This window comes from Pontiella sulfatireligans, from assembly GCF_900890705.1.
Taxonomy (GTDB): Bacteria; Verrucomicrobiota; Kiritimatiellia; order Kiritimatiellales; family Pontiellaceae; genus Pontiella; species Pontiella sulfatireligans.
In genome coordinates, this window is record NZ_CAAHFH010000001.1 from 3,580,748 (window position 1) to 3,602,408 (window position 21,661).

A 21,661-nucleotide genomic window follows, 5' to 3' on the forward strand; every position below is an offset into this window, starting at 1 on the left:
CAACGTCGCGTATTGTAAAATCTCAGCACAACAGTGTAGATCACCACGGGCTCTTACGATCCTGCTCACGGTATTCCTTGGGAGAAAGGCCCATCACTTTCCGGAAGTTCCGGATAAAATGGCTGTGGTCGTAGAACCCAGATTCCAGCGCAATGGATGCAATGGTTTCATTCGTGGTTGAAAGGAGGTTGCAGGCGGCCCGAATGCGCACATTCAGAATGTGCTTCGTCGGAGTGATATCAAAAACCTTCTTAAAGCGGCGTTCGAACTGGCTTGACGACAGGTTCGCAATCTTGGCCAGCTCCTCAATCCGGATAGGGCTTGCATGGTTTTCGCGAACAAATTCAAGCACCTCGTTCATCTCCACGTAGGGGCGCAGCTTTTCGTGGGCGTCGGTCATGTTGCGAGCAATGCAAGCCAGCCCAATGACTTTACCGTCGTGTGAATGCAGCGGAATCTTGGTGGTGACAAACCAGTTGATCGAATTTTTCGGGTCTGGAGCCAGCTCCACCCAGTCAATGATGCTCTCACCGGTTTCGAACACATGGCGGTCATCCTGAACATAGGCGGAGGCCCGGTCGGGCGCGAAAATGTCATAATCGGTCTTGCCGATCATATCCGCTTCGTGTTCGAAGCCGCATAACCTCGCCGCCACCTCATTGGCCATCATCACCCGCCCATCGCGGCTTTTCACGACGAAGTATACTCCGGGCAGATAGTTGAAAAGCTGCTGCAGCTGCGCACCATGCACCCTCTTCCGAAAGGCATCGGCCTCCTGGACCGCATCCATCTGATGTCCTTCACTCATAGAAGACCAGACTAGGTGAAGACAGCCTGCCAAGCAAGTAGCCGTTGCCGGGTCATTTCCCTTTGCTGGCCAAATCACGCATGCTTTTTGCGCGATGTCGTATCGCGGCCTATGTACATTCTGCTATATTCATTGAATTGTTCGAGATACTGAAAAGGATGACGATTGCTATGAAACATACACTGCTTCTATTACTGGGATGCGTATTCACCTTGTCTGCCGGCGCCACGCGCGATACGGCCTCTTTCAACGACAACTGGAAATTTGCCCGTTTCGGCGCGATGCCCAACGGCTCGCAGCTGGAAGAACCCAAGGGGATGGAAAAGCCCGGACTCAACGATTCCAGATGGCTCACGCTGAACCTCCCGCACGACTGGGCCATCGAAGGCCCGTTCCGCGCCGAACTGCCCAACCAAACCGGCAAGCTCCCGTGGGCGGGCATCGGCTGGTACCGCAAAAGCTTCGATTCACCGGAAAGCGATGCGGGCAAGCGGGTGTTCATTGAGTTTGACGGCTCCATGTCGCGCACCAAGGTTTGGCTCAACGGCGAATACATCGGCGAGTGGCCCTACGGCTATTCCTCGTTCCAACTGGAGCTGACCGGCAAGCTGAAGGTCGGACAGGAAAACACGATCGCCGTACGGCTCGACAACAAGCCGGATTCGTCGCGCTGGTATCCGGGCGGAGGCATCTACCGCAATGTGCGTCTCGTCAAAACCGGTCCGGTGCATGTGGCCCACTGGGGAACGTTCGTCACCACGCCCAAGGTCTCGGGAGAAAGCGCAACCATCCATATTACAACGCAGATCGAAGGCGCTTCGGCCGATGTTGAAGTGAGCCATGAAGTCCTCAAAGAGGGCTCCAACAAGGTGCTGGCCTCCGGAAACGGGACAGACTGCTCGATTGAACTCGCCTCTCCGAAGCTTTGGGATCTGGAAAACCCCAACCTTTATCAAGTGAAGACCACGGTTTTCAAAGGCGGCGAAGCCGTCGACCGCTACGACACCTCGTTCGGCATCCGCACCATCAAATACACCGCCAATGGCTTTTTCCTGAACGGAAAAAAGGTCCGCATGAACGGCGTCTGCCAGCACCACGACCTTGGCCCGCTGGGCACCGCCGTCAACGTCCGCGCCATAGAGCGCCAGATTGAAATCCTGAAAGAGTTCGGCGTAAACGCTATCCGCACAGCGCACAATCCGCCGGCGCCGGAATTCCTCGACCAGTGCGACCGCATGGGCATCCTCGTACAGGTGGAAGCCTTTGATGTCTGGGCGAGGAAAAAGGTGGTGAACGACTATTCCACCCTCTTCGCGGACTGGTATGAAAAGGATCTGAAAGCCATGATCCACCGCGACCGCAACCATCCGTGCGTCGTGATGTGGTCCACCGGCAACGAAATGATCGAACTGCGCTATCCGGAAGACGCCGCGCTCTCCCAACAGTTGCGCGAGCTGGTGAATGCCGAAGATCCAACGCGCCCCTGCACGTTTGGCAACAGCCGCCCCGAGGCCTCGACCAACGGTTTCCAGAACACCGCAGATGTGTTCGGCTTCAACTATAAGCCCCACATGTACGAGCAGTTCCGCAAAGACAATCCCGACCTGCCGCTCTACGGTTCCGAAACCGCCTCAACCGTCAGCTCGCGCGGTGAATATTTCTTCCCTGTCTCCGACAACAAAAAAGAAGGCTCCGGAGGCTATTTCCAGGTCAGCAGCTACGACCTTTCCGCCCCCAATTGGGCCTACCGCCCCGACATTGAGTTTGAAGCGCAGGACAAATATCCCTGGGTCTTCGGCGAATTTGTCTGGACCGGCTTCGACTACATCGGCGAGCCGACCCCCTACAACAAAGACAAAACCAATCTCCTCAACTTTACCGATCCCGCGGAAAAAGCGCGGATGAAAAAAGAGCTCGCAGCGCTCGGCGGCAATATTCCGCCGCGCAGCTCCTACTTCGGCATTGTCGACCTCTGCGGCTTCCCGAAAGACCGCTTCTACATGTACCAGGCCAAGTGGCGCCCCGAGCTGCCGATGGCGCACATCCTCCCGCACTGGAACTGGCCGGAACGCGTCGGCAAAATCACGCCGGTTCACGTCTACACCTCCGGCGACGAAGCCGAGCTCTTCCTCAACGGGAAATCGCTCGGTCGAAAAAAGAAGGGCGAGTTTGAATACCGCCTGCGCTGGGACGATGTCGTCTATGAGCCCGGCAAATTGAAGGTCGAGGCCTATAAAAACGGCAAAAAATGGGCAGCGAGCGAAACGAAAACCACCGGAAAAGCCGTGAAGCTTGAGCTCTCCGCCGACCGGAAAAAAATTGCCGCCGACGGGACCGACCTCTCGTTTGTAACGGTTCAGGTTTCCGATAACGACGGCCTGCTTGTTCCGCGGACGCACAACTCGGTAAAATACACGCTCTCCGGCCCCGGCGAAATCATCGCCGTCGGCAACGGCGATCCCGTCAGCCACGAATCTTTCCAGGCCACGGAACGGAAGGTCTTCAACGGCCTCGCCCTCGTCGTCATCCGCTCGAAGGCGGGCGAAGCCGGCAAGATCGAACTGACCGCCGAGTCCGAAGGCCTCGAATCCGCAAAGATCTCGGTTAAAGCAAAATAGTCCCCAAAAGCGAAAAACGACAACTTAGCGAGCGATGATGCCCGAAATATGGTGCTGCCAAAGGGCACACATCGTGACAACTTAACGACGTGGATTATTATCAGTGGAATCCTGAGAAAAACAAAAAGCTTAAAGTTGAGCGAGGCATCAGCTTTGAGCAAGTTGTCATGCATATCGAGAAGGACGATCTACTCGGAGTGCTTGCACATCCCAATCAGAAAAAACATCCAGGCCAGCAGGTCTTGGTGGTGAGTATACAGGACTATGCCTATCTCGTGCTGTTTGTTGAAAACGAGAACGGCCGTTTCCTGAAAACCATCATTCCCAGCCGGAAGGCTACACGCGACTACCTTGGAGGTTCTTCAAATGAAAAACAGTAAGCTAAACCAAGGAGAAAAAGATATTCTGGATTCCTTTGAACAGGGTGAATGGCTGCCTGTTAAAAACCAAAAGGGAGAGATGGCCCGCCACAAAAAATACGCGCAAAACACGTTGCGCAAAGACCGACGCGTCAACATACGGATGACCTCGAAAGATCTAGAGGAACTCTAGGCCATTGCCGTTGAAGACGGAATCCCCTACCAGACCCTGATGTCCAGCATCCTTCACCGATACGTGAATGGGAGGCTTACCCAAAAAGCCAGCTGAACACGTGGCAGGTTCCCACAGGAAAGTGCGTTCTTTGTGCGAAATCACGCATACCTTTTGCGCGATCACGTATTTATCGAGCCTTGGATTCTGATACCTTTATCACGTCTAAAAACAAACTCCGTTGGCATCGCAAGGGAGAAATTAGGCAGAGTGATTTTGACAGAATAATTCTTCTTTGCTGGATGGACGGAGAATCATTCTACCACCCAATTATTCTGCCTTAAATATCGGCAACTACAGGAGTGAACATGAAACGAAGGATTTGGATTTCAATATTTTCAATGGCCTTGCTGGCCTCGCCGGCCTTCAGCGCGAAAGAACCTATGAACGTGCTGATGATTGCCATAGACGACCTGAACGACTGGGTCGGCTTTCTGGGCGGGCATCCGCAGACGCTGACCCCCAACATGGACCGGCTGGCAGCTCAGGGCATGGTCTTTGAAAACGCCAGTTGTTCGTCCGTGGCCTGCAACCCTTCCCGCTCCGCCTTGATGAGCGGGATTCCTCCTTATATTTCTGGAATGTACAGCAATGGACAGGAAATGCGGGAGAGCCCCGTGCTGAAAGAGGCCATCATGCTGCCCCGCTATTTCAGCAACCATGGCTACACCTCAATGGTGCGCGGTAAGATTTTCCACCACGCCGACATGGATCCGCAGAGCTGGGACATCATGAGCAATCAGCGCACGGACAAGCTTAAGATCCCGAAAGGCCAGCTGACCGACATGACGCCCTACCAGGACATCAATATCGACAACGGCCTTTCGTTTGTCCAAAAGCCACGGATCGCTTGGAAGTCCACCCAGCAGCCGAAGGAGCTGACCCAGGATTATCAGAACGCCATGTGGGCCTCGAAGTGGCTGACGGATGAAGCGGAGCAGAAAACCCCAAAGCCGTTTTTCCTGGCCTGCGGCATTTTCCGCCCGCATCTGCCGTGGACGGTGCCGGCCGAGTACTACGCCCGCTTTGATCTCGATTCGATCAAACTCCCGCCAATCAACGAAGATGACTACTCAGACATTGGCAAAGGCGGAGCGATGGACGAATACAAAGAAGCCAAAGAAAAAGGGCTGCGCGAGGAAATCGTATGGGCCTACCTCGCCAACATTGCCTATGCCGACGACTGCGTCGGCGTGATTCTCGACGCGCTGGAAAAGAGCCTCTATAAGGATAATACCATCGTAGTGCTCTGGAGCGACCACGGCTGGCACGTCGGCGAAAAACTGCGCTATAAAAAATCAACGCTCTGGGAAGAAACCGCCCGCATGCCCTTCATCGTCAAGGTGCCGGGCATGGAGCCGGGACGCAGCAAGCGCCCGGTCAACCTGATCGACCTCTACCCCACCCTGATCGATCTCGCTGGTCTTCCGGAAAAGAAAGAGCTGGTCGGACGCAGCTTTGTTCCGGTGCTTAAAAATCCAGACATCGAATGGAAATATCCAGCAATCACCTCCTCGGCCGGAGGCCATAGCCTGCGCACCGAACGGTGGCGCTACATCAGCAAGAAGAGGGGCACCGAAGAACTGTACGATCACGACAAAGATCCAAACGAATGGACCAACCTTGCATCCAACCCGGAACACGCGGGCATCATCAAAGAGCTGCGCAAGTTTCTGCCGGCAGACAAAAAACCAACAGCTAAGGCCGGCCACTAGCTAGAGGGGCGCCGCCCCTCCAAAGCGGGATCTAGAACCGGCGGGCGTTTTGCGCGTTTCCGCGCATTCGCTGCTGCTTGGGGGCCGGTGGCTTTTCCAGATGGAGACCGTACCATTCGTCGCCGAGCCCCGCATTCGAGAAGCTCTTTTCTTTATTGTTTGAAAGCCGTTCCCAGTTATAAGAGAACGTCTCATTTCCGGTGGCGTCCTTCGCTTTCAGCAAAAGCTGGCGCGCTTTTTCGGGCTCGCCTTCTTTCACCAACACCCACGACATAAGACCATACAACAGGGTGCCGCGATCCCCTCGGAACCATTTCACATAACGCTTGAAGGTTTTTTCAACGCCCGCAACATCACCCTTTTTATACTGACGCGCCATCTTCATGGACACCGGCATAGGGTCCATCAGCATTGGGCCTCTAAACAGCCCCCCTGCTGCGAAAATTTCATCCACCTGTTTAAACTCCTTCAGCTGATAAAGAAACTGCAAGCGCATGGTTGCAATCTGCCTTCCCATCAACAGATTCCACTTCCTGAAGGGCTCAAAGCGATCGGTAAAATCGAGTGCGCCTTTCACGATCTCCATCTGGCCAGCCTCAATCTGGCGCTGCATCAGCTTGATGTTCCCGCCGGGCTTGCTTTGGAATTGCTGCACTTTCCGCTGCAGCCGCTGCTGGCCCTGCGTAAGAAGCGCTTGCAGCTCATTCTGAACCGCAGTGGTTTTTTTACGCACCAGGAACCCAACCAGAAATTGGGCTGCAATGAACCCGAAAATTCCAAAGAAAACCGTGGTTCCCGTGCGTACGTCCGTGACCGCACAGGTGACAACCAGTGCGATTGAAAAGGCGAGTGAAATCAAAATTGAAAGCATGTGTCGCGTCCTTTGTCCAAATAAGTTAATCTGTTTTGTAAGTTTACATTTCTTGCGATAAAAGGCGGGATAATACAATAGCCCGCGACAAAAGTCACCTACGGAAGCGACCTCACTTTTAGGCGCAAACTGGCAATATTACGTATAGTTTTTACGCAATCGCGCATTACAGAGCGTCCGTATTTCTGCTACATTTCGTGCTTGTTTAACTAGACTCTGGAATCCAATGCGGATCCGCAGCAGAGGTTTAATAGCAACGAATGTATGTAAAGCAACAAATCTGAACTACGGGGAAATTCGTTGCTGAAAATCCTGCGTTATTGGTTGGACGCAAGTACCTAAAGAGTAGTCTGATCAGGAACGCATAATGCTAAAGAAACTAAAACGAAAGTACCTAATCAAGGATCACAATATGAAACGCGCATTTGCAATGGCAGGAGCTCTTATGGCCGCAGGGCTTGTCCAAGCTTCGGAACTACAGAAGCCCAATATGATTTGGATCATGACGGAGGACATCGCGCCGGATCTGGAATGCTATGGCATGGCCGGCGTCAAAACGCCTAATCTCAACAAAATGGCGAAGGAAGGCATGCTCTTCACCCGTGCCTACTGCGCCAACCCGATCTGCTCGCCCAGCCGCTCTTCGATGATGGTCGGCGCGCACCAGACCACCTTTAACGCCCAACACCACCGCAGCAACCGCGACACGCCGCTGCCGGCTCCGTACAAACCGATCACCAGCTACCTCCGCGACGCCGGCTACACCTGCATCCTAGGCAGCGATCTCGTTATGAAGCAGGGGCGCAAAATCGACTGCAACTTTAAATACAAAGACACGGGCCCTTACGACGGCGTGAAAAACTTCGGCATTTTTGACAAGCTCGATACGTTCACCCCGGCAGACCAGCCCTTCTTCAACCAGATCCAGACGGTAGTCACCCATCGCGGCGACTGGTGGAACGGCGTCCGGGCCGCATCGAAGCACCCGGTTCCGCTCGACGCCATCAAACTGCCCCCCTTCATGGCCGACACCCCGGAAATCCGCTACGACTGGGCCACCTACCTCGACACCATTGAATACATGGACGACGAGGTCGGCCAGATCATGCAGCGGCTCAAGGATCAGGGCCTCGACAAAAACACCATCGTCGTCTTTGTGGGCGACAACGGCCGCTGCAACTTGCGAGGCAAGGGCTATCTGCAGGAACCGGGCATCCATGTTCCGATGATTGTCTGGGGCCCGGGCATCAAGGCCGGCACCGTCGTGGACGAACTCGTCTGCATGACCGACATTTCCGCCACCATCCTGAAACTCGCCGGCGCCCATATGCCCGACTATCTCGACGGCCATCCGGTCTTCGGCGTGGAAAATCCGCAATACCGCGAATATGTCCGCTCCGCCCGCGACATTTGGGACGAGATCGACGAATGCTCGCGCAGCATCACCACCAAAAAGTTTTCCTACATCAAAAACCACATGCCCGAGGTTCCGTGGAACACCACGCAGGCCTACCTCGAACTCAACCGCCCTGCCCTGCACGTGATGCGCCGCCTGAAAGCGGAAGGCAAACTGAGCGATGCCGAGATGACGTTCTTCTTGGACGAAAAACCCTCCGAAGAGCTCTACGATCTCAATAAGGATCCCAACCAAATGGTCAATCTGGCCGCCAACCCCGAATATGCCGAAACGTTGAAAAAGATGCGCGCGCTTGAAAAGCAATGGCAGGCCGAAAACAATGACATGGGCTTGGCCGATCTCGGCAACCGTCATCCCGAAGAAGGGCTCGGTGCAGTCTTGGTTCGAGAAGCCGTTAAGGAAAAGGCGCCGGACGTCTGGGCAAGACTGGAAGCCGGCGAACTGATGGAAACCCAATCGTGGAAGAAAAAGTACGGCACCAAGAAGAAGGGAAAATAATGAATCCTTATTTCACCACCCGCTTCGCTGGAGACACAGAGGCTCGGAATTTTTTGCCTTCTCTGTGCCTCCGTGCCTCTGTGGTAAAAACGAGTCGTACTCTGCACCTCGGCGCGGCATTTCTGGCACTCATCTCCTTATGTTTGCAGAACACGCAAGCATCGCCTAAAAACGTGCTGCTCATCTGCATTGATGACCTGCGCCCGGAGCTGGCCTCGTTTGGCGCAAGCTACGTCAAGTCGCCGAACATCGACAAGCTGGCGGCGCAAGGGCGGCCGTTCCTCCATCACTACGTCAATGCGCCGAGCTGCGGCCCGTCGCGCTTCACCCTGCTGACCGGCCGCTATGGCCCGGCAGGAAACAGCGCCTTGTTTGAACGAGCCGGGGAAATGGCGAAAACCCCGGACGCTGTGCCGCCCAGCATGCCGGAATGGTTCCGGACGCATGGCTACACGACGGTATCGGTCGGCAAGGTTTCGCACCACCCCGGCGGACGCGGCGGCGCGGACTGGAGCGACGACTCTAAAATCGAGATGCCGAATGCGTGGGACCGCCACCTGATGCCGGTCGGCGAATGGCAGCATCCAAGAGGGATGATGCATGGCCTTGCCAACGGCGAGATTCGTGTAAAAACCGGCGACATGGATGTTTTCCAATCTGTGGAAGGTCCGGACACGATCTACCCCGACGGTTTGATTGTGAATGAAGCGCTCGACCAGCTCGGCGAATTGGCTGCCGACAAAAAAAAACCGTTCTTCCTCGCGGTCGGAATCATTAAGCCCCACCTGCCGTTCGGCGCACCCAAAAAATATCTGGATCTGTACGAGGGTGTTGAACTCCCGCCGATTCCTCATTCAGAAAAACCGACGGGCAAAACCACCTGGCACGGCTCTGGCGAATACATGAAATACAACCAATGGGGCAAAGATCCGCGCAAGGACGCCACTTTCGCCACCGAAGTCCGCCGGCACTATGCCGCCTGCGTGAGCTATGCCGACGCACAGGTCGGAAAAATCATAGCCAAGCTGGCAGCAACCGGCGCCGACAAAAACACCGTCGTCATACTTTGGGGCGACCACGGCTGGCACCTTGGTGAACACTCCATCTGGGGCAAGCACTCGCTGTTCGAAGAATCGCTGCATTCTCCGCTGATTGTCTATTATCCCGGCATTGGAAAGCCGGGCATTAAAACCGATGCCGTGGTGGAGACGCTGGATATTTTCCCCACGCTGTGCGACCTAACCGATCTGCCCGCACCTGATTTTGCGCAAGGCATTTCGCTCTCGCCCCAGCTCTCAAATCCGGAAGCAACCGGGCATACGGCCTTGGCTTATAAGAGCGACGCCAACACGCTCCGCACGGCCACACACCGGATCACGGTTCACAAGGGCGGAGAAGTGGAGCTCTATGGCCACACCACTGACGGCTCGGAAACGCTGAATATTGCAGACCAAAACCCAGCACTCGTTGCCGAGCTCAAGCAGCAGCTTTCAGAGAAACTCGCAAAAAAGGAAGGTTAACTATGAAAAAATTAATTCTCGCAGTATCACTTTTAGTTCTTGCGATTAACGCCATGGCCGGCGCATCCAACCCGGCTAAATCAGGAGCCCAACCCAACATTGTCCTATTCTTTGTGGACGACTGGGGCTGGGCCGACATGGGCTTGCGCCAGCCGAAGGTGTTTGAGTCGCCCAACATCGACAAGCTGATGCACCAGGGAATCGATTTCACACAGGCCTACATCGCCACGCCGACCTGCAGCCCGAGCCGCGGCACCCTGCTCACCGGCCAGCATCCCACCCGCTTGGAGCTGGTGCGCCATATCCCGAACGACGAAAAACACGGCTTCGACAAGTTCGGCCGCACCGACGAGAAATACAGCTACTGGGAAAAGGATCCCGCACACGTCCCCTGCATCAACTGGCTCCCGCTCGAGCACACCACCTATGCCGAAGCGTTGAAGGAGCTGGGCTACTACAACCTGTTCGCAGGAAAATGGCACCTCGGCCACGAACCCTACCACCCCATCCACCAAGGCTTCGACCGACAGATCGGCACCTCCAACGCCGGCCACCCGAAATCCTACTATCCGCCCTACTTCAAAAACTCCGATGTGATGGCGGATGAAAAGGAAGCCTACCTGACCGACAAGCTCACCGACGAAACGGTCAAGTTTATCGACGGCTGGAACAAGGAACAGCCGCTCATGATTTCGCTCTGGTACTACTCCGTCCACGGCCCGCACGTCGGCCGGAAGGATTATCTGAAACACTTCCAGGAAAAAGGACTGACCGGAAGCTATGCGCATTATGCGGCCATGGTCAAATCCGTTGATGAGTCTATCGGCCGCGTCCGAGATGCTCTCGAAAAGAAAGGCCTGGCCGACAACACCATCATTATCCTGCTGTCCGACCAGGGCGGCGCGTTCGACAACCCGCCCTTCCACGGCGGCAAAAAGCTAGACACGCTGTATGAAGGCGGCGCGCGCGTGCCGTTTGTCTTTAACTGGCCGGGCGTCACCAAGCCGGGCGCAGTCAACAACAGCATTGTCCAATCGACCGACCTCTTCCCCACCCTCGTGGAAATCGCCGGCGGCGATCCGTCCGACTATAAAGATCTCGACGGCATCTCCCTGCTGAAAACCATCAAGAACAACAGCGAGCTGAAGCGCTGCGAGCCGATCTACGGATTCCGCGCCTACGAGGATCTTTATGGTTCCGTGCGCCAGGGCGACTGGAAACTGCTCGCCTACCGCAGCGGCATCCTCAAGCTCTACAACATTGCTCAGGACGAGGGAGAAAAAACCGACCTCGCCAAATCCAACCCCGAAAAAGTGGCTGAATTGAAAGCCAAGCTCATCGACTGGGAAAAAGAGATGAACGTCGAAAAATATTCCGGAGTCCAATAGAGGGGAAATATGATGACAAGGCATGTAGTCCCGCCGTTAGGCGAAATCCAGAAGCAAGGCACCCACGAGCGGAACCGCCTAAAAACGGGACTACATACCTTGATCCTCCTCATGCTCTCGGCCACTGCATTCGCCGGGAAACAGGGAACACTGATCTTCTCCGACGACTTCAACCGTAACGAATCTCAGGAAATTAAAGACGAGATTGGAAAGGAATGGGGATCCAACAGCAAGAGCCGGGCGAAAGGAAACAAGCAGGTCGATCTGAAGGACGGGGCGATGCACATCTACCGCCACGCCGAAGCGGACCACGCCGTCTCCGTCACCCACCCGGCCGAATTCAAAGATGGAACCGTTGAGCTCCGCTTCATGCTCGAAAATGCGGGCGACAGCCTTGGCCTTAACTTTGCAGACCTGAAATTCAAAGAGGTTCACGCCGGCCACCTGTGCATGGTTAAAATCAGCACCAAGGACATTACGATCTCGGATCTAAAGACCGGAAAAATGGGCAAGGAAATCTACGCCGTCCGCAAAGCCAAACAACCACTGACCGATACACAAAAGGAAAAACTAAAATCCACCGAGAACAAATTCCAGAACAAACTAGAAAACGGAAAGTGGCATGACCTAGAGGTAACGATCAAAGGCGACACCATGACCGTTACCATTGACGGAATGGAAACCGCCTCCTTCTCGTCGGAAGGCATTGCGCATCCCACCAAACGAACCCTTCGCCTTTCCGTGCCGAAGAAGGCCGTGATCGACGACCTGAAGATTTATAATAATAAAAGTTCGTAGTCCCGCCTTTAGGCGGCCTTGACGTACGGTTATGCGAACTGACCGCCTAAAGGCGGGACTACAACCTATTCACAAACTTTTCCGAAGCGAGGCGACCTTGTCGATTTCAGGAAGGACGATGGACTTCACGACTTCCTTCTTGCGATTGACCACCATGATGTCGGGCCACGCTTTAACCCCATGGTAGAATGTAAAAGCGATGTCGCCGTTTTCCAAAGGTTGGATTGAGCACACATGCCCTTTGTTTCCTTCGGGCAATTTTCCGTCAACCACAGGATTAAAGGACCAAACCAGTTTTCCGTCTTTATCGAAATCGTTCAACCGGCGCAGGGAGCCGATCAGCGTGTGGCCATTGCCGAGACGTACAGCACATACGGGCTGCGTAAACTTGCCGAAGTCGCGGATAATTTCACCCTCACTGGAAACTTCGTGTACGACGCCGTCCGCGGTCATCGGCGCGAGGCAGGTGCCCTGCGGCGTCTTGCGACAAAAGCGGAACTGACCATGGCTCTTGTCATTCTTTGGCAACAGCTGAACCTCCTTCAGCGTCTCGCCTTTCGAATTGATTTCCAGCAGCTTGCCCGGCCCTTCGTTTCCGACCAAAAAGCGACCATCGCCAAGGAACTGCGCTACGGGATTCTGACATCCTTTCGGGACATCATATCGCCAAAGCAGCTTCCCTTCAGGGGAAAGCATCTTTGCCCCGAGAATTTCGCTGCAAAATATATTCCCTTGCGCATCGACATCAAAATCCTGCGGATGCCGGATGTCGGAATAGGTCCAAACCACATTCCCGGAACTATCGACCTTATGAATGCCGTCCGGCTTATGGCTTGTCACCAGAAACTGCTGTTCCGCAGAACAGGTGAATGCAACTAAATAAACAACAGCCAGTGCACGCTTCATTTATAGCCCCTCCACATCTTCATCGCACCCACCGGGCCCGCCCGGATTATTCGAAGGGCTGCACGCAGGCAACGGATTCATGAACGCTTCTTTGCCCATCATGTCGATCCGGGGATATTCCTCCAGCCGGTCCTGCCCGACCTCAATGGCCTTCAATGACTTTTGATAATCCGGATCGTCCTTGTCGGCAAACACCGGTGATCCGTCTTCATTTTTGCACATGCCCGCCCCGCCCGCATCCTTCGCCAACGGAGCCTGAAGCAACAGGCTGTGCGAAGGATTCGACAGGTTGATCCGGAACTCCGGCCCCAGCTTCTGCACCAACTTCCATTTTTTACCCATGCCGTGCGAAGTCAGCGCCTTGTCGCCCCAGATATCGCTGTAGACTTTCATGCGTGCCGGAATCAGCCACGACATGTTGAGCGCATCGCGTTCGTGGCAGTCGGCGCAGCGACGGTCGAACATTTCCTGCAGGTCACCCTCGGCCCATTGTTGTGCCTTGTTTTTCGTTTCCCATGAATCGCGCATACCCAGCCCACGCGCTTTCCCATCAACCAATAAAGAGTCATAGGTTCCATAGTATGGAACATTTGCATCGATCCAACAGTAGACGCGGAACTTATCGTCCCAACTGATTTCCGAACCGCAATGCTTCTTGTCCATAAACTCGTCAATGCGGCTGACCATGGCGCCCACCGTATTGGGTGTGCCCTCGTCGTGGTCCAGCGAGAAGACGGAAAGGTGATCGACAATATCGCGGTCGATCAGGTGATCATACGACTGATTGAAGAAGCGTGTTTTATCGGCGGTCATATTCACGCCGCCCTTCGGGACCGAGCCACTGTGACATTCCACACAGTGCTTATCCCAAACCGGCTGAATGACGGTAGAGTAATCGATGATGCCCTGCGTTCCCCAGCCTTGCTTTTCCGGCACGACAGCCGGTTTTTTAAGCGCTGTGCGCTGCCCGAGCGCTGGCGGGGCCACGCCATAGCCGAGTTCGCGCTGCTCATGGCAGCCGATGCAGCTCAGGTTTTCGCCGGGCATCACATGAATATCCGACCCCATGCGCATGAGCGTCTTGCCTTCGTCGTTGAGCACGTTGAGCGAAACGCTGCGCAACGCCGGAACCTTGAAGAAGGCAGAACCGTCCTCTTCAACCGGGACCAGACCAATCAGACGGCGCGCATGCACCGTGCCGCGTCCGATCAATGGCGAATGCCCCCACGCCTCGCCACCGCTCAGAATACGACTCTTCTGGATCTGTTCCATCACCGCAATGTATTTAGCGTCGCCCCGCTTCACATGCTTTGAAATACCTTGATAGACATCCTGCACCATCATTGTGCCCATCAGATCCGCACCGGCATCCGTGCGGTTCATTTTTTCCGGATCAGCGAAGCTCCAGTTGAACGGCGGAATCTTGTCGGCAATTACCGCCGGGTTTTTACGGGGCACAACCGGCATGCCGTTGTAGACGGACAGGTTGTCCGGCGCTTCATAGATCACACGCTCGTTGCCGTAGGCATCCAGATACAGCAGCTTCAGTGGAGTATACTTGTTGTACGGCCGTTTAACCTTCCAGTTCTTCGGATCCGGACTAACCCATTCAGGGCGATGTTTTTCTCCTCCGTATGAAACCAAGAACTGCTTTTCATTCAGAGGCCAAGGCGTGCGGTATCCGTCGGCATAAGTCTTATCTCCATACACCGGGGCCTCGCGGGTGATCCAGCGGTAGCCCACGCCGCGCGGCGCTTCGGGCCCCTTGCCATTCCACACCAGACCAATCATGCCGGCATGGTGATTATGGTGCGGGCCGAAGACCGCCAGAATTTCAGGCCGGTCCGGAATGGAGCTCGCCCACCAGAGTCCGCCCGGATCTTCGATCGTATTGCCGTAGACTAGCTGAAGGTTTGTTCCGTCCGGATTCACCGTCCAGAGGCCGTGCCGTGCAAACACATTCTTTTCCACGCCGTAATCCCAACGCGTAAACATGATCTGCCCGTCATTGGTCACGCGCGGCGAATGATCGCTGTCGATGTTCGCCGAAATGAGACGGACATCTGAACCATCGCGGTTCATCGTGAACAGCAGGCCGGCATACTTACTCTGACATTCAACAAATGTACTTTTCCGGGTGGAGATAAACGCCAGTCGGCCACTCGGAAGCTCTACCGGGCTGATATCTGCTGTATCGCCGCTGGTAATCTGCTTCAGGCCTTGGCCAGCGTTCCCAATTTCATAAATGTTCCAAGCATAGGGTTTGTTCTCCTTCTTTGCGGAAAAGAAGATGGTCTTCCCATCAAAAGAGAGACTCATATCGTAGATGCGCATGTCTGGGTCTGAATAGATTACCTTCGGCTCACTGCCCGGCTTTGAAGGATCCAGTTTGCAAATGGCCGAAGGAAGCGATCCTTGCGTCATGTAGGGAGCAATGGCATTCTGATCGTGCAGCGGTTTGGCAATGAAAAGGATCGGAGGCAGCGCCTTCACTTCTTCATCAAGAAAAGCCTCCAGCTTCTGTCGTTTCCGATCTGCATTCTTCATCTTAGCCGTTTTCTTTTTCAATGCGTCCAACTTGCGGTCATATTCCGCAGCCGCTGGCGAGGCATTGAACGAACCGAGGCTTTTCTCAAGTTCATATTCAGCCGGCGAATACATCGGAATCGGCTCCGCCTTAAACTTGAAAGCGCCAGCATACTGTTCAGCCGTCAGCTTATCCGTTTCATGAACATCCACATAAAACGGGTCCGTAACATCGTGCATGCCTTCCACGGCAAACGAAAACCCATGCTCTGCCCATCGACTGACGTTCTTGATCAGCAGATGGTTCGTTCCTTTCTTCAACCGGACATCCTGTTTCATGGGCTTTTGATACCGGCTCCATCCAGCCAATTGATTATGCTTAAAGGCCTCTGCACCATTGACCCAGACCTTGAAGAAATCCTGCATCCGGAAATACATCGGGATGGTCTGGTCGCTATCGGACTCAATCGTACGGTAGAGATAAACCGCCTCCATGCGCGACGGTGCCGGACCGCGCGGCAACAGGTTGTAGAAACCGTCTGCGTAGTCCTTCCGAACCTCCCACTTACGCTCCAAATCAAGGTAGCCCGGAAACGGCTTCATTTCATAGCTGCCCGAAAGGTCGATCTGAGGAATAAAGACCGCAGCGGCCTCGGCTGGAAGCGTTTTAAACACCTCGATTTCACGTACCGCAGGCGAACCTCCATAATATTTATTCACCCGCAATTCGAGCCGACGCGCCTTGACCAGCTTGAAAGTGACGACGAGTTGATTTTGGCTGTATGCAGCATGCTGCACCTCTGCAACCACGTTTCCATCGGCTACAAGCGAGAAGGTTTTAGGCGCAAAATTATGATGCGCATATCCAGACAATCGTACATTGCTGAACGACACCGGCTTTTTCCAATCCAACTGGAGCACGTATTGTTTTCCATGATCTTGGTCGTCCCAATAGGAGTCCGGATTCCCATCATTCGCGCCACTCGGATTATGCCCCTGAGCAGGAATGCCATCAGGGCTTGAAGCCTTGGCCAACAGGGCAAGGTTCTCCCGTTGATCCGGCTCTTCCAGCAAAATTCCCAGCGACTTGAAATAGTCCAGCTCCGGCCCGAAACGATAGGCCAGCGTCCGGTCAATGTTGCCGAACTCCTCATCTTTGAATGGGCCGATCACATGCCAGTCACCCAGTTTGATTTCGGCGGCAACAGAAAACGCCATGAGCAATATGGTTGATATAAATAGTTTCTTCATCATCGTTCTCTTTGCCTCTTAAAGTCGCGTTGCTTCCACATAGTAGGCTCCACAAAGTTCTTCCCCGGCCTCATCCATGAGCCATGTACGCATTTCGATTTCTCCGGCGGGCAATTCGACCCCGAACATCGCAACCTTATCTGTCGTTTTAACGGCTATGGTCTTATCGATCATACCGATCTGCAACCGTGCCCGAGTAATGGACAACGCCTTGCATTTGGGAAACGGTTTGAACTCCCTTTGAATCGCCGGATAGGCCGCGCTCATGGCAGTGGCTGCTTCTTTGGGATAGCGCATCAGTTCGAATCGATATTTGCCGGGTGTGACCACATCCAGCATCCAGCTGCCGTTCACCTGGCCACCGAGCCAGACACTTTTCCGCTGATCGGTTACATTGATTTTGGTATTGGATTTTTTCGTCCATTCAAAACAAGTCAAGCGCGATGGGTTTTCGGCTCCACCGATGCCCACGCGCGAATAGATCGAGACCACCGGTTTCACGGTTTCCCACCAATCGGCATAATGCGCCTTCATGCTTTCCACTATTTCCGGGTGCTGGAGAGCAACGTCGGTCGCTTGCGCCGGATCATCGGCAATATTGTAAAGCTCCTTGTCGTGCACCAGCCGCCATTTTTTCCAGAGCACGGCGGCGGCGCCATAGTCGGGATAATCTTTGGACGACCACTGAACCACCAATTTACGGTCGGCCAGTACAACTTGTTTCCCCGTCAACAAACCGGCGAGGCTTGCGCCGTCAAACCGTTCAACCGCATCCGTCTTTGCCTTAAGATCCAGCAGCTCAATCAGCGTCGGGAAAATATCCTGCACCTGGGTCAGCTCATTAATATCGCGCGGGACTCCGAGGTTGCCTTCCGGCCAGCGGATGAAGCACGGCACCCGATGCCCGCCATCGTAATATTTGCTTTTCTTGTCGCGCATGCCGGCATTATAGATCTCGTATCCGGCGGTCGCACCGTTATCGGTCATGAAAATCAAGATCGTGTTTTCGGCCAGTCCATTTTCCTGCATGAAGGCCTCGAGCCTCCCCATATTTTCATCGATATTGGCAATCATGCCGAAAAAGTTCGAGGCCTTCCCGGCATCCTTGTACAGGTCGGAATATTTTTCGGCAACATAGTGCGGGCCGTGTGGCGCATTGGTCGGCAGATAGAGGAAGAAGGGCTTTTTCTTCTTTTGACAGCGCGCCATGAAATCCATCGATAGGTCGAACCAGACATCTGTGCAGTAGCCTTTGTGTTGCTGATACGAGCCGTCCTTGTGGCGATAGAAATCATCAAAATTATCATTCTGCCAATAGTCCGGCGTTTGGTGCGTTGCCGCACCACCGTGGCTGATGGTTTCGTCGAATCCTTTATCGCCGGGACGGAACGGATAGTTGTCGCCGAGGTGCCATTTTCCAAAGTGGCCGGTAGTGTATCCGTTGGCCTTAAAAATGTCGGCCATGGTTTTGTTTTCGCCATGGATCATTTCGTGGCCGAAGGCCCAGGACCACGCGCCGTTATGCATCGCATCGCGACCGGTCAGCAACTGCCCGCGCGTCGGCGTGCAAACCGGCGCGGAGTGAAAGTCGGTCAAACGAATGCTCTGTGCATGCAGCTTGTCGAGGTTCGGCGTTTTCAGCACCGGGTTGCCATGGCACGAAAAATCGCCGTAGCCCTGATCGTCGGTCAGCACCACGATCACGTTGGGTTTTTCAGCCGCCGACACAGCAAGAGAGAAAGCTCCTGTGCAACAGAAAATTAAACCGCGAAATACACGAACCACACGAAAACCAACAGAATGAACCCGTTTCGTGTATTTAGTATATTTCGTGGTTAACATATCTGCATCTTTCATTCTGCACATCCCAATTTAGTTGAAATATTTACCGCGGCTTGCCTAAGCAGCTCCCCTCGTTCTTTAAACAGCCTAACCGGAAAGCGGCTGGCCGGCCCCGTCACGACGAGCGCGGCGACCGGAAACCCTTTTTCGTCGAACACCGGCGCCGATAGACAATGAATGCCCTCCAACTCTTCGCCGAGATCGACCGCATAGCCGGCCTTTCGCACGCTTTCCAATGCTTGGAAAAAAGCTTTCTTCGACGTGATGGTCTGGCTGGTGAATTTTTCGAAAGAGAGTTGCTCGATCAGATAGTCGCGATCCTCTTCCGGCATGAAGGCGAGCATGGCCTTGCCCGGCGCAGAGGAATGCAGCTGGTAATGCGCGCCGGTCTCCACCACGAGCCGCAGCGAATGCGGACTTGGCACATAATCGAGAACAATGCCCTGCGCTCCTTCAATAGCGGACAGCGTCACGGTTTCCTTAATTTCATTGCGCAGCTGCTTCATCAAGGGCATGGACACTTCGATCAAACTGGTGTGCTTCAACACGTGATAGCTCATCGAAAGCAGCTTGCGGCTCACCGAAAACGTTTTCGAATCCTCGTTGCGGTCCAAATAGCCGCGCAGGTGCAGTACACGGGTTGCCCGAAAAATAAAGTTTTTCGGCAAATCCAGCATCCGGGCAATTTCCGATGTGCCCAGCCCGTCGGGATAGTCGGTCAGCAGCTCCATAATCGTGAGTCCGCGCTCAAGATTGGTCATCTTGAACTCCGCCAGCTCTTCTCGGTTCGCCTGTATATTCATAAACTCTCCTGAATGACCCATAATAGAACGACGTTCTATATTTAATATTTTGGATAGCGCGTCCAAAATAAAATGAGTTATTTTCCTATTCCGCCCATTTCCTCCCCGTTCTGGCAAAATAGAATACATCATTTACGCATCTACGTATTTCCCCAGTTAGAGAATGCATGTATAAACAACTCTATTGAAAAAGGAACCTGACTATGAGAACACTATCCCTGATCGCCCTATCCCTGATTTTCAGCTCACAGATTTATGCCGCAGGAAGAACGCCGCCGGCGCAGCCCAACATTATTCTATTCGTCACCGACGACCACGGGCTCGATGCGCTGGGGTGCTACGGCAATCCGGTCATCAAAACCCCGAATATGGATCAGCTTGCTGCGGACGGCGTACGCTTTACCCGCGCCTACTGCACCAGCGCCAGCTGCGCCGCCAGCCGCTCCGTCATTTTGACCGGAAAGTTCGGCCACGCCACCGGCTCCTACGGCCACGTCCATGACTACCATCACTTCAGCACCTTCGATACCGTCAAGTCGCTGCCCGTCCTGCTTGCAGAAGCCGGATACGAAACAGCCCGCATCGGCAAATACCACGTGGCCCCCGAGTCGGTCTACCTCTTCAACACGGTGCTCAAAGAAGATCCGCGCAGCACCGTTGCGATGGCTGAAAAATGCGAGGATGTCATCGATGGCAGCAAACCTTTCTTCCTCTACTTCTGCCCCGATGATCCCCACCGAGGGCATCCCTTCACGCCCGATCCATGGGACGCGCCGAATTCCTTCGGCAACCGCCCCGAAGGCTATCCCGGTGTAACGACCGTAAAGTATGATCCGGCCAAAGTCCTTGTCCCCCCTTTCCTGCCTGATACCAAAGAATGCCGCGCCGAACTCGCCGAATATTACCAGTCCATATCGCGCATCGACCAAGGGCTCGGCAAGTTGCAGGAACTGCTGAACAAGGCCGGCAAAACCGACAACACCATCATCATCTATATTTCCGACAACGGCATCGCCTTCCCCGGCGCGAAAACCACGGTATACGAGCCGGGCATCAAACTGCCCTGTATCGTCAAAGATCCGCGCACCGACCTCAAAGGCGCCGTCAACAACTCCATGGTTTCGTGGGTTGACCTGACCCCCACCATTCTCGACTTTGCCGGAGTGGACTTCCAAGCATCGGAATTCCACGGCCGCTCGTTTCTTCCCATCCTTGGAAAAAAAGATTCCAAAGATTGGAACACGATCTATGCGACGCACACCTTCCATGAAATCACGATGTACTATCCGATGCGCGTGGTGCGCGACGGTGACATGAAGCTGATCTGGAACATTGCCTACGGCCTGAAATATCCGTTCGCCTCCGACCTGTGGGCCGCCTCCACCTGGCAGAGCGTCTATCGGAACAAAGGCGAATATTTCGGGCACCGCAAAGTGCAGGACTATCTCTACCGCGCCGAGTTCGAGTTCTATGACCTTGCCAAGGATCCGGAAGAAAGCGACAACTTGGCCCTAAAGCCGGAATACGCCAAGCAGCTCCAGGCCATGAAGGATAAGATGAAAGCCTTCCAGACCGACACCAACGATCCCTGGCAGATTATCTGGGGCAACAAGAGCAAGATGCAGGGCACCGGCGTAAACCTATAGGGTCGTGTGGTGCCGGATTCCAATCCGGCGCAACGGGCACGCTCTACGGTTGGGTTTGGACAAAAAAATGATCACAATAGCTAAAGTTTCATACATTCACGAAGCGGACATGTTATGCATGCAACTGGAAGAATCTGGCATCAACGCATTCATTGCAGATCAAAATCTAGCCTTAATTAATCCCCTATATTCTGGAGCAATTGGAGGAATTAGAATTCAAATTCATGAAGATGACATGAAGAAGGCTCGGGAGATTCTTGATGATGAAAACCCAGTAGACACAGGAATTTTCAAATGCCCCAACTGCTCTTCTGATTCAGTTGAATATGAAAATGTATCTAAGCGAAGCGCGTACCTGTCATTGTTTCTAATCAACATGCCGTTCACCTGGTCTAAGCGCAAATGCACATGCAAAAATTGCGGGCACAAATGGAAAGATAAAAAACGACCCCAGATGTAGCGG

Annotated in this window: 16 protein-coding genes; 10 read left to right on the top strand and 6 right to left on the bottom strand. The window is 54.1% G+C overall.

All coding sequences use genetic code 11. The features are described from left to right. Positions 1–40 precede the first annotated feature (40 nt). Positions 41–808: an AraC family transcriptional regulator gene (locus SCARR_RS12515; protein ID WP_136061905.1), complete on the bottom strand. Its 768-nt coding sequence runs from the start codon at positions 806–808 to the stop codon at positions 41–43. A 170-nt stretch (positions 809–978) separates the two neighbouring features. On the opposite strand from SCARR_RS12515, the gene galB reads away from it, so the two are divergent. The 4 genes from galB (at position 979) to SCARR_RS12535 (ending at position 5,732) form a co-directional block, all read left to right on the top strand. Next, the gene (gene galB, locus SCARR_RS12520; RefSeq protein ID WP_136061906.1) at positions 979–3,426 is read left to right on the top strand and encodes a beta-galactosidase GalB; all 2,448 of its coding nucleotides are present in this window, start codon (positions 979–981) and stop codon (positions 3,424–3,426) included. 89 nt (positions 3,427–3,515) lie between these two features. Next, the gene (locus tag SCARR_RS12525) at positions 3,516–3,806 is read left to right on the top strand and encodes a BrnT family toxin (protein WP_136061907.1); all 291 of its coding nucleotides are present in this window, start codon (positions 3,516–3,518) and stop codon (positions 3,804–3,806) included. Next, positions 3,793–3,978 carry a hypothetical protein gene (locus tag SCARR_RS12530; protein ID WP_222846282.1) on the top strand — a complete coding sequence of 62 codons (186 nt, stop codon included), beginning with the start codon at positions 3,793–3,795 and terminating at the stop codon, positions 3,976–3,978. Before SCARR_RS12525 ends, SCARR_RS12530 begins: the two co-directional genes overlap by 14 nt. A gap of 347 nt (positions 3,979–4,325) precedes the next feature. After that, positions 4,326–5,732, top strand: coding sequence for a sulfatase (locus tag SCARR_RS12535; protein ID WP_136061908.1), 1,407 nt, complete (start codon positions 4,326–4,328; stop codon positions 5,730–5,732). 31 nt (positions 5,733–5,763) lie between these two features. Here the strand turns inward: SCARR_RS12535 and SCARR_RS12540 are convergent, their stop codons facing one another. Next, a complete protein-coding gene (locus tag SCARR_RS12540) occupies positions 5,764–6,603 on the bottom strand; it encodes a hypothetical protein (RefSeq protein ID WP_136061909.1) in 840 nt (279 codons plus the stop codon). Between the two features lie 412 nt (positions 6,604–7,015). Here SCARR_RS12540 and SCARR_RS12545 point away from each other — a divergent pair, with 412 nt between their 5' ends. The 4 genes from SCARR_RS12545 (at position 7,016) to SCARR_RS12560 (ending at position 12,224) form a co-directional block, all read left to right on the top strand. Beyond that, positions 7,016–8,518, top strand: coding sequence for a sulfatase family protein (locus tag SCARR_RS12545; protein ID WP_222846283.1), 1,503 nt, complete (start codon positions 7,016–7,018; stop codon positions 8,516–8,518). Positions 8,519–8,661: 143 nt separating this feature from the next. Beyond that, positions 8,662–10,038, top strand: a complete 1,377-nt coding sequence (locus SCARR_RS12550; RefSeq protein ID WP_222846284.1) for a sulfatase — start codon at positions 8,662–8,664, stop codon at positions 10,036–10,038. A 2-nt stretch (positions 10,039–10,040) separates the two neighbouring features. After that, entirely contained in the window at positions 10,041–11,426 is a 1,386-nt protein-coding gene (locus tag SCARR_RS12555) for a sulfatase (protein WP_136061912.1), read from the top strand. A gap of 111 nt (positions 11,427–11,537) precedes the next feature. Beyond that, entirely contained in the window at positions 11,538–12,224 is a 687-nt protein-coding gene (locus tag SCARR_RS12560; RefSeq protein ID WP_136062175.1) for a family 16 glycoside hydrolase, read from the top strand. Between the two features lie 69 nt (positions 12,225–12,293). Here SCARR_RS12560 and SCARR_RS12565 read toward each other — a convergent pair whose 3' ends face one another. The 4 genes from SCARR_RS12565 to SCARR_RS12580 all read right to left on the bottom strand — a co-directional run bounded on the left by SCARR_RS12565 (position 12,294) and on the right by SCARR_RS12580 (position 19,552). Further along, complete coding sequence (locus SCARR_RS12565) at positions 12,294–13,130, bottom strand: beta-propeller domain-containing protein (protein WP_136061913.1); 837 nt, start codon at positions 13,128–13,130, stop codon at positions 12,294–12,296. Further along, positions 13,131–16,910, bottom strand: coding sequence for an HzsA-related protein (locus SCARR_RS12570; RefSeq protein WP_136061914.1), 3,780 nt, complete (start codon positions 16,908–16,910; stop codon positions 13,131–13,133). 15 nt (positions 16,911–16,925) lie between these two features. Further along, positions 16,926–18,635 (bottom strand): arylsulfatase, encoded by a 1,710-nt coding sequence (locus SCARR_RS12575; protein WP_168433275.1) that lies wholly within the window; start codon positions 18,633–18,635, stop codon positions 16,926–16,928. Positions 18,636–18,760: 125 nt separating this feature from the next. After that, positions 18,761–19,552, bottom strand: a complete 792-nt coding sequence (locus SCARR_RS12580; RefSeq protein ID WP_168433276.1) for an IclR family transcriptional regulator — start codon at positions 19,550–19,552, stop codon at positions 18,761–18,763. A 203-nt stretch (positions 19,553–19,755) separates the two neighbouring features. Between SCARR_RS12580 and SCARR_RS12585 the strand changes: the two genes are divergently transcribed. Then, on the top strand, positions 19,756–21,198 hold the full coding sequence (locus SCARR_RS12585) for a sulfatase family protein (RefSeq protein WP_136061917.1): 1,443 nt from the start codon (positions 19,756–19,758) through the stop codon (positions 21,196–21,198). Positions 21,199–21,265: 67 nt separating this feature from the next. After that, the gene (locus SCARR_RS12590; RefSeq protein ID WP_136061918.1) at positions 21,266–21,658 is read left to right on the top strand and encodes a putative signal transducing protein; all 393 of its coding nucleotides are present in this window, start codon (positions 21,266–21,268) and stop codon (positions 21,656–21,658) included. Positions 21,659–21,661: the final 3 nt, after the last annotated feature.